General features: G+C 50.5%; 5 protein-coding genes. 4 read left to right on the top strand and 1 reads right to left on the bottom strand.

All coding sequences use genetic code 11. From position 1 onward, the window contains the following. The 4 genes from LKK83_RS00005 to LKK83_RS00020 form a co-directional block, all read left to right on the top strand. On the top strand, positions 1-299 hold a 299-nt coding region (locus LKK83_RS00005), incomplete at its 5' end, for a hypothetical protein (protein WP_324628690.1). Positions 300-626: 327 nt separating this feature from the next. Continuing rightward, positions 627-2,471, top strand: a complete 1,845-nt coding sequence (locus LKK83_RS00010) for an NAD(P)H-quinone oxidoreductase subunit F (protein ID WP_324628691.1) — start codon at positions 627-629, stop codon at positions 2,469-2,471. A gap of 95 nt (positions 2,472-2,566) precedes the next feature. After that, complete coding sequence (locus tag LKK83_RS00015) at positions 2,567-4,084, top strand: NADH-quinone oxidoreductase subunit M (RefSeq protein ID WP_324628692.1); 1,518 nt, start codon at positions 2,567-2,569, stop codon at positions 4,082-4,084. Positions 4,085-4,196: 112 nt separating this feature from the next. Further along, positions 4,197-5,501 carry a CO2 hydration protein gene (locus LKK83_RS00020; protein WP_324628693.1) on the top strand — a complete coding sequence of 435 codons (1,305 nt, stop codon included), beginning with the start codon at positions 4,197-4,199 and terminating at the stop codon, positions 5,499-5,501. 262 nt (positions 5,502-5,763) lie between these two features. Here the strand turns inward: LKK83_RS00020 and LKK83_RS00025 are convergent, their stop codons facing one another. Beyond that, positions 5,764-6,129: a transposase gene (locus tag LKK83_RS00025; protein ID WP_324628694.1), complete on the bottom strand. Its 366-nt coding sequence runs from the start codon at positions 6,127-6,129 to the stop codon at positions 5,764-5,766. Positions 6,130-6,899 lie beyond the last annotated feature (770 nt).

Here is a 6,899-nt window from a genome sequence, read left to right on the forward strand (position 1 = left end):
AGACTACCAAGCTTCCCGGGGAAAGTCAACCCCTTGGCGAAAAAAAGGCGAAAAAAAAAGGGCGCGGCGAAAAAAAAGAGTTTGGGGCAATCGATGGAAAATGTGCCGATCGCGGATTTGAGAAAGAGAGAAAGTTGACAGAAGTGGAGGGCGATCGCGAATCTGTTCTAGAACGGGCCACCCGACAAACCGCAAAAATGGAGGTGCAATTTCTCGTGCATGAGTGCTTAAAAAAGAGAATATATCAAATCGTTTCGCCAAAGTCAAGGTTTTTTAGGAGAGAGGCGAGAATGCGTTAGGGGAAAGCAAAGGCGATCCCCTGCTTTTGCTGGAGGAGTTTTTCTGCTGCATAGATGAAAATCTATAGTTAAAATTAGCAAAATTGATAGAAAAGAGAATTGGCTGAGTAAAAATCTCTAGAGAACCGGAAGAAAAATAGGGTTCATAAGGAGATCTGAGTGAGTGGATTACGAATTTGTTTGAGAAAAGGCTTCCATTTAGGCACGCATAAAGTTAACCTAAGAACCATAAAATAAAGAAAAGATTAATCTGCCGAAAAGTTACCCCCGATTTGCGGGGGTAATCGAAGGCGAGAGAGAAGCTGAAACGCGATCGGGTAAATACAGATGGCCGATTTATTTCTTCCGAGTGTTTGGTTAGTCCCCTGCTACTCCTTAATAGGCATGATAGTAGCGGCGGCGTGGTCGCCGGGACTGATTCGTCGCATAGGGCCTAGACCGGCGGGGTATGCCAATGCGATAATGACCTTTTTGGCATTCACCCATAGCTGGTTGGCGCTTCCGGCGACGTGGAATCAGCCGGCGCGGGAGGTATCCTGGACCTGGCTGAATGCGGCGGGTTTAGAGCTTACCGTGGATTTGCAAATCTCATCGGTGACGGTGGGGGCGATGATAGTGGTAACCGGGTTGAATCTGGTCGCGCAGATTTACGCCGTGGGTTACATGGAGATGGACTGGGGATGGGCAAGATTCTATTCCATGTTGGCATGGTTTGAAGCGGGAATCTGCGCCCTAGTCTTGTGCAATTCCCTATTTTTCAGTTATGTGGTATTAGAAATCCTCACCCTCGGCACCTATCTGCTGGTGGGGTTGTGGTTTAACCAATCCTTAGTGGTGACTGGTGCGAGAGATGCGTTTTTAACCAAGCGGGTGGGAGACTTAATGCTGCTGATGGCGGTGGTAGCGCTATTGCCATTAGCGGGAACGTGGAACTTTAGTGAATTAGCGCAATGGGCAAAAACGGCGGAGTTGGATCCCACAGTAGCCAGCTTGCTGACCCTGGGATTAATTGCCGGGCCGTTGGGGAAATGCGCCCAATTCCCCTTGCACCTGTGGTTAGATGAAGCGATGGAAGGGCCGGTTCCGAGTACGATTTTGCGGAATTCGGTGGTTGTGGCCACAGGGGCGTGGATATTGATAAAACTCGAACCGGTCATAGCGCTGTCCCCGGTGGGAACCTCGGTGGCGATCGCGATGGGGGCGGCGACGGCGGTAGGGACCTCAGCGATCGCGATCGCCCAAATCGACATCAAGCGCGCCTTATCCTACTCCGTCAGCGCTTACATGGGACTGGTATTCATCGCCGTGGGGACGGGACAAACGCAAACCGCACTCACGTTACTGCTGACCTACGCCCTGGCGATGGCACTATTGGTGATGAGTACCGGGACGATCGCCTGGAACAACGTCACCCAAGACCTGACCAAATATGGGGGTTTGTGGTCGCGGCGTCCGATTTCCGGGTTAGCGTATTTGGTTGGGGCGGCGGGATTGATTGCCCTTCCGCCATTTGGCTGCTTCTGGGCATTGCTGGAGATGGCGGACACCCTGTGGGAGACGCAACCGGCCCTAGTGGGAGTCTTGGTGGTGGTGAATGGGTTAACCACCTTTAGTGTGGTGCGAGAATTCGGGTTAATTTTCGCCGGTCCAGTGAAACCCATGACCGTGCGATCGCCAGAAGCGCATTGGCCCATGATGTTACCCACCGTTGTCTTGATGGGCTTTACCCTGCATGTGCCCTTAATGCTGCTGCGGTGGAACTTGCTGCCCGCATGGGCTGAGGTCAATCTCGGCGCGGCTACGGTATTGGTCGGATCCACTGCGATCGGCGGCGGACTAGGTGCGATGATTTATCTTAACGATAACTGGCCCAAACCGGTGCGCTTCGGTTCGCAATCGGTGCAAGACTTTTTTGCCTACGATTTCTACACCGCCAAACTGTACAAACTGACCATTGTGTTTGTGGTGGGGTTGGTGTCGCAGATTATTTCCTGGATCGATCGCTATATCGTGGATGGCGTGGTGAATTTAATTGGATTAGTCACCGTCTTTAGCGGACAAAGCTTGAAGTACAACGTCACCGGGCAAACGCAGTTTTATGCCTTGACCATTCTGATTGGCGTAGCGATTTTGGGAATTTGGCTGAGTTGGCCATTATTGGCGAGTCTGTGACCGCTCGAATTGAGAAAACCGGGAGGTTGCTTCCCGATCGCGATCGGGAGCAATTCCCCCAACACTCCAGCAAAGAGAAAAAGTAGGAAACCTCTATGTTAAGTGCCTTAATTTTGCTCCCCCTAGCGGGTGCTGCAATTGTGGGAGTTTGGCCGGGAAAACCCACCTCAATGCAGCTTAGAAATATCTCCTTGAGCCTCGCCCTGGCTATTTTAGGATGGACGATTTGGATAGGCATTCAGTTCGATGTCAATGCCTACGGATTGCAGTTTCAAGAATATTTATCCTGGATTCCTCAACTGGGACTGAACTATAATCTCGGCATTGATGGGTTATCTTTTCCCCTACTCGCCTTAAGTTCCCTACTTACGGCGATCGCCATTTATGGGACTGGGGAATCCGTGGAACGCCCGCGCGTTTACTACCCGATGATTTTCCTAGTCAATGCAGGACTCGCCGGGTCATTTTTGGCGCAAAATCTGCTGCTGTTCGTGCTATTTTACGAACTCGAACTGATTCCCCTGTATTTGTTAATTGGCATTTGGGGCGGTAAAAAACGCGGCTATGCGGCGATGAAGTTTCTTATCTATACCGCCGTTTCCGGGATTTTAATTTTAGCCGCCTTTTTGGGGATAGGCTGGTTGAGCGGTGCGAGCAGTTTTGATTTTAATGCGATTCTCACCGACGGATTACCGTTGAGAACCCAGTTAATTTTGCTGAGCTTGTTGTTAGTTGGGTTTGGGATTAAAGTGCCGTTGGTGCCCCTGCACACGTGGTTGCCCGATGCGTATGTGGAAGCTTCGCCGCCCGTGGCGATTCTTCTCGGCGGAGTTCTGGCGAAGTTGGGGACTTATGGCTTAGTGCGATTTGGGTTGCAACTGTTTCCGCAAACCTGGGGACTGGTGGCCCCGGTACTGGTGGCGATCGGGGTGGTGAGCGTGCTGTATGGCGCATTGACCGCGATCGCGCAAAAAGACATCAAGCGGATGGTGGCCTATAGCTCCATCGGTCACATGGGATACATCCTGGTTGCCGCCGCCGCTGGCACCTCCCTCAGCGTCCTCGGCGCGGTGGCACAAATGGTCAGCCACGGTTTGATTTTAGCGATCCTCTTTTACCTGATCGGAATCGTCGAGAAAAAAGTCGGCACCCGAGAGCTAGACCTACTCAACGGACTGATGAACCCGATCCGAGGCTTGCCCCTCACCACCGCTTTACTGATTTTAGGCGGAATGGCCAGTGCTGGGATTCCCGGTTTGGTGGGCTTCATCTCCGAATTTATGGTCTTTCAAGGCAGTTTTGCCATCTTTCCCCTACCCACCCTGCTGTGCATCATTGCCTCGGGGTTAACCGCAGTTTACTTCGTCATTTTGCTCAACCGCACCTGTTTTGGTAAACTGGATAATCAGTTGGCGTACTATCCGCGCGTCGTCTGGGCGGAACGCACGCCCGCACTGGTTTTAGCCGCTATTATTTTCTTTTTAGGCATTCAACCCACTTGGTTGGTGCGCTGGAGCGAACCTACGACAACGGCAATGGTTGTCGCATTGGAGAGCCAGAACAATACCCCTTTGGCTCACAATTTTGAAATGCGGGCACCGCAGATCGAGTAAGGTGTAGTTTAAATGTTCCCAGGCTCTGTCTGGGAACGCCTCATCGGCGCGATCGCCTGCCAAATCCAAATCCCTTTTACACCATAGCCCACAAAAAAACACCATTAACACCATGACCACTGCAACAGCGACAGGCGCAGCAAAACTTCCCCCCTCCGAGCATGAATTTGCCGAGGTGATTCACCGCTTAGAAGCCGGCGGGGCGATGCTTCCCGATACGCCAGAAAACTTGATGCAAATTATCGGCATTTATAAAGCCTATGCAGTGCCGATGGATTTCTACTGGCGCGACTTACTTTACATCGCCGAAGAGGTTTTTTTAGATCCCCTGCCCTTTTTTAAATATTTTCTGCCCCCCGAATATATCGAACTGCACAATCATTATGCGGGAGAAGATGCAGATTGGCGGATTTGGCGCGGCGAAGCCACCGCCCATCCGGAACTGCTAGAATTTATGGAAAAAGGGGAACTGCAGAAAAAAATTCCCCGCCTTTTGCACCACTGGCTGCACGATCGCGTGAATATGGAATTTGCCGAAGCCTGTATGCGCGCCATGTTTTGGCACGGTCGAGATATGGGGTGGGGCAAATTCGACGCCTATCTCGATAGCGACGAATATAAAGCCAATGCCGATCGCGCGATTAAAGCCTACTTTAAAGGCAATCCGGTGATGCTCGGCCTTTATCAACTTTTCCCCGATATGTTCCTCGAACAAGTCCGGCAATTGTCCTATTATAGCAACCTCGGACTGTTTTGGGAAGTGATGGCCCCCGTCTTTTTTGAAATGTCCGATCTCTACGATGAAGGGGGGTTAAAAACCGTTCCCGAAGCGATGAATTTCCTGGTTAACGGAATCTTCGCGATCGCCGGTCGTCCCATCTACCACCACGCGAAAATTCGCGGCGAAGTTTACGAAATTATTCCCAAATCCAAAGGCTTTATGTGGCTGTATGAAGCCGCCCTTCCCTATGTGGAAGCCGTCTTTTATCGCACCTCCCCCTTCCGGGGCACCAAGTCTTATAACGCCCAAGCAAAACAAGTGCCCGACGAGCAAAAAGATTTCCACTATGGCATTCTTTACGCCGATGTGTTTCCCGTGGGCACCGCTGGCATTCCGCCTACATTACTGATGCAGGATATGCTGCATTTCCTGCCTCCCTACTTGATAGATTACTATCAGAAACATTGCCGGGGCGAAGAGGATATGCTGATTCAGTTGGGCATTACATTCCAGCGATCGATGTACTGCGTCACCTCCGCCGTTTTCCAAGCCTTGCGCCAAGCCCTGCTCTATCCCCTCGACGATCCCAATCCAAACCATTTAATGGCCAATCGTCAGTTCTTTGAGGCGCAATTAGACCGCCTCAAACGCCCCGAATCGCGTCTGCGCGAAATTCAAAGTCAAGATTATCGTTAAACCGTCCCCCAAACTGGTTCCCCCAAACTGGTTCCCCCAAACTGGTTCCCCCAAACTGGTTCCCAGGCTCCGCCTGGGAACCCCGCTCCCGAGGCTCCGCCTCCAAGTACCCCCCTAATAACCGCATAAAACTCCCCCAAACTGGTTCCCAGGCTCCGCCTGGGAACCCCGCTCCCGAGGCTCCGCCTCCAACTCATTCAGCCTTGCCAAACTCCTCTCCAGGCTCCAGGGGATGAGGTCGGCGGAACCTCCCATTAAAAGCTCACACATCGAGCAATTGAACAGATAACAATCCTTCTTCACCCATGTAATTGCGATAACTCGAATACCGCCAATGACCCGGTTCATCTACATATCCGCGTCGAATAGGATTGTTATGAATATACTCTAACTTTTGCCGAAAAACATCTGGGCTGAAAATAGCCTGCGGATGCGACCCTTCTTGCCAAAGCTGGTATTTTTGGTCACTTTTATAAACTGCCTTTCCCGCCTTAAGCTGTTTTAGAATAGAGTGAAACTGATGTTGGATAAGCCAATCAATAATAGAGCGAGCCGTAAAAGACTTAAACTGACCCACCGCTCGCGATAGCGTAGCAGAAGAAACGATGAAATGCAGGTGGTTTTCCATGATAACATAACCATACAAAATCCACCGCTGTTTGCTTTGCATAAACCCGAGAGATTATAGTACAATTTGAGCGATTTCTGGTCGGCTAAATATAGGAATCCAGTTGACTACCGTGCAGGTGATAAAATGAGGATAATTGTCGATAAAGTGATAGCGCGATCGACCCATTTTTTTTACATTGGTAGTTAGAGAGATTGAGGGAGTGGGAAACAAAGTTTCGAGAGTAGCATTCCCTTGGGTATGGGAACGAGGGAATCTAATTTATTTTCCATCATAGCATAACCATGCAAAATCCACTGCTGTTAACACTCGTAAAACCGATCGAATCTTGTTAAATCTTGTTAAATCTTGTTAAATCTCATTAAACCTCGTTAAATCTCGTTCCCTGGCTCAGCCTGGGAACGGGATTGCGGAGACTCTGCCTCCACAAATCTTGTTAAATCTCATTAAACCTCGTTAAATCTCGTTCCCTGGCTCAGCCTGGGAACGGGATTGCGGAGGCTCTGCCTCCACAAATCTTGTTAAATCTCATTAAACCTCGTTAAATCTCGTTAAATCTCGTTCCCTGGCTCAGCCTGGGAACGAGATTGCGGAGGCTCTGCCTCCAAATCATCTGCCGAGGATCTATGACCAAAATCGGTATACTGATTAAATCTCGTTTCCAGGCTCAGCCTGGGAATGAGGGGGAACCAAGATTGTTCCCGATGATGGGGGATTAGGAGGCAGAGCCTCCACTGGGGCGTTCCCAGGCTGAGCCTGGGAACCAGGAT

The organism is Phormidium sp. CCY1219, from assembly GCF_035615515.1.
In the GTDB taxonomy this organism is placed as follows: domain Bacteria; phylum Cyanobacteriota; class Cyanobacteriia; order Cyanobacteriales; family Laspinemataceae; genus CCY1219.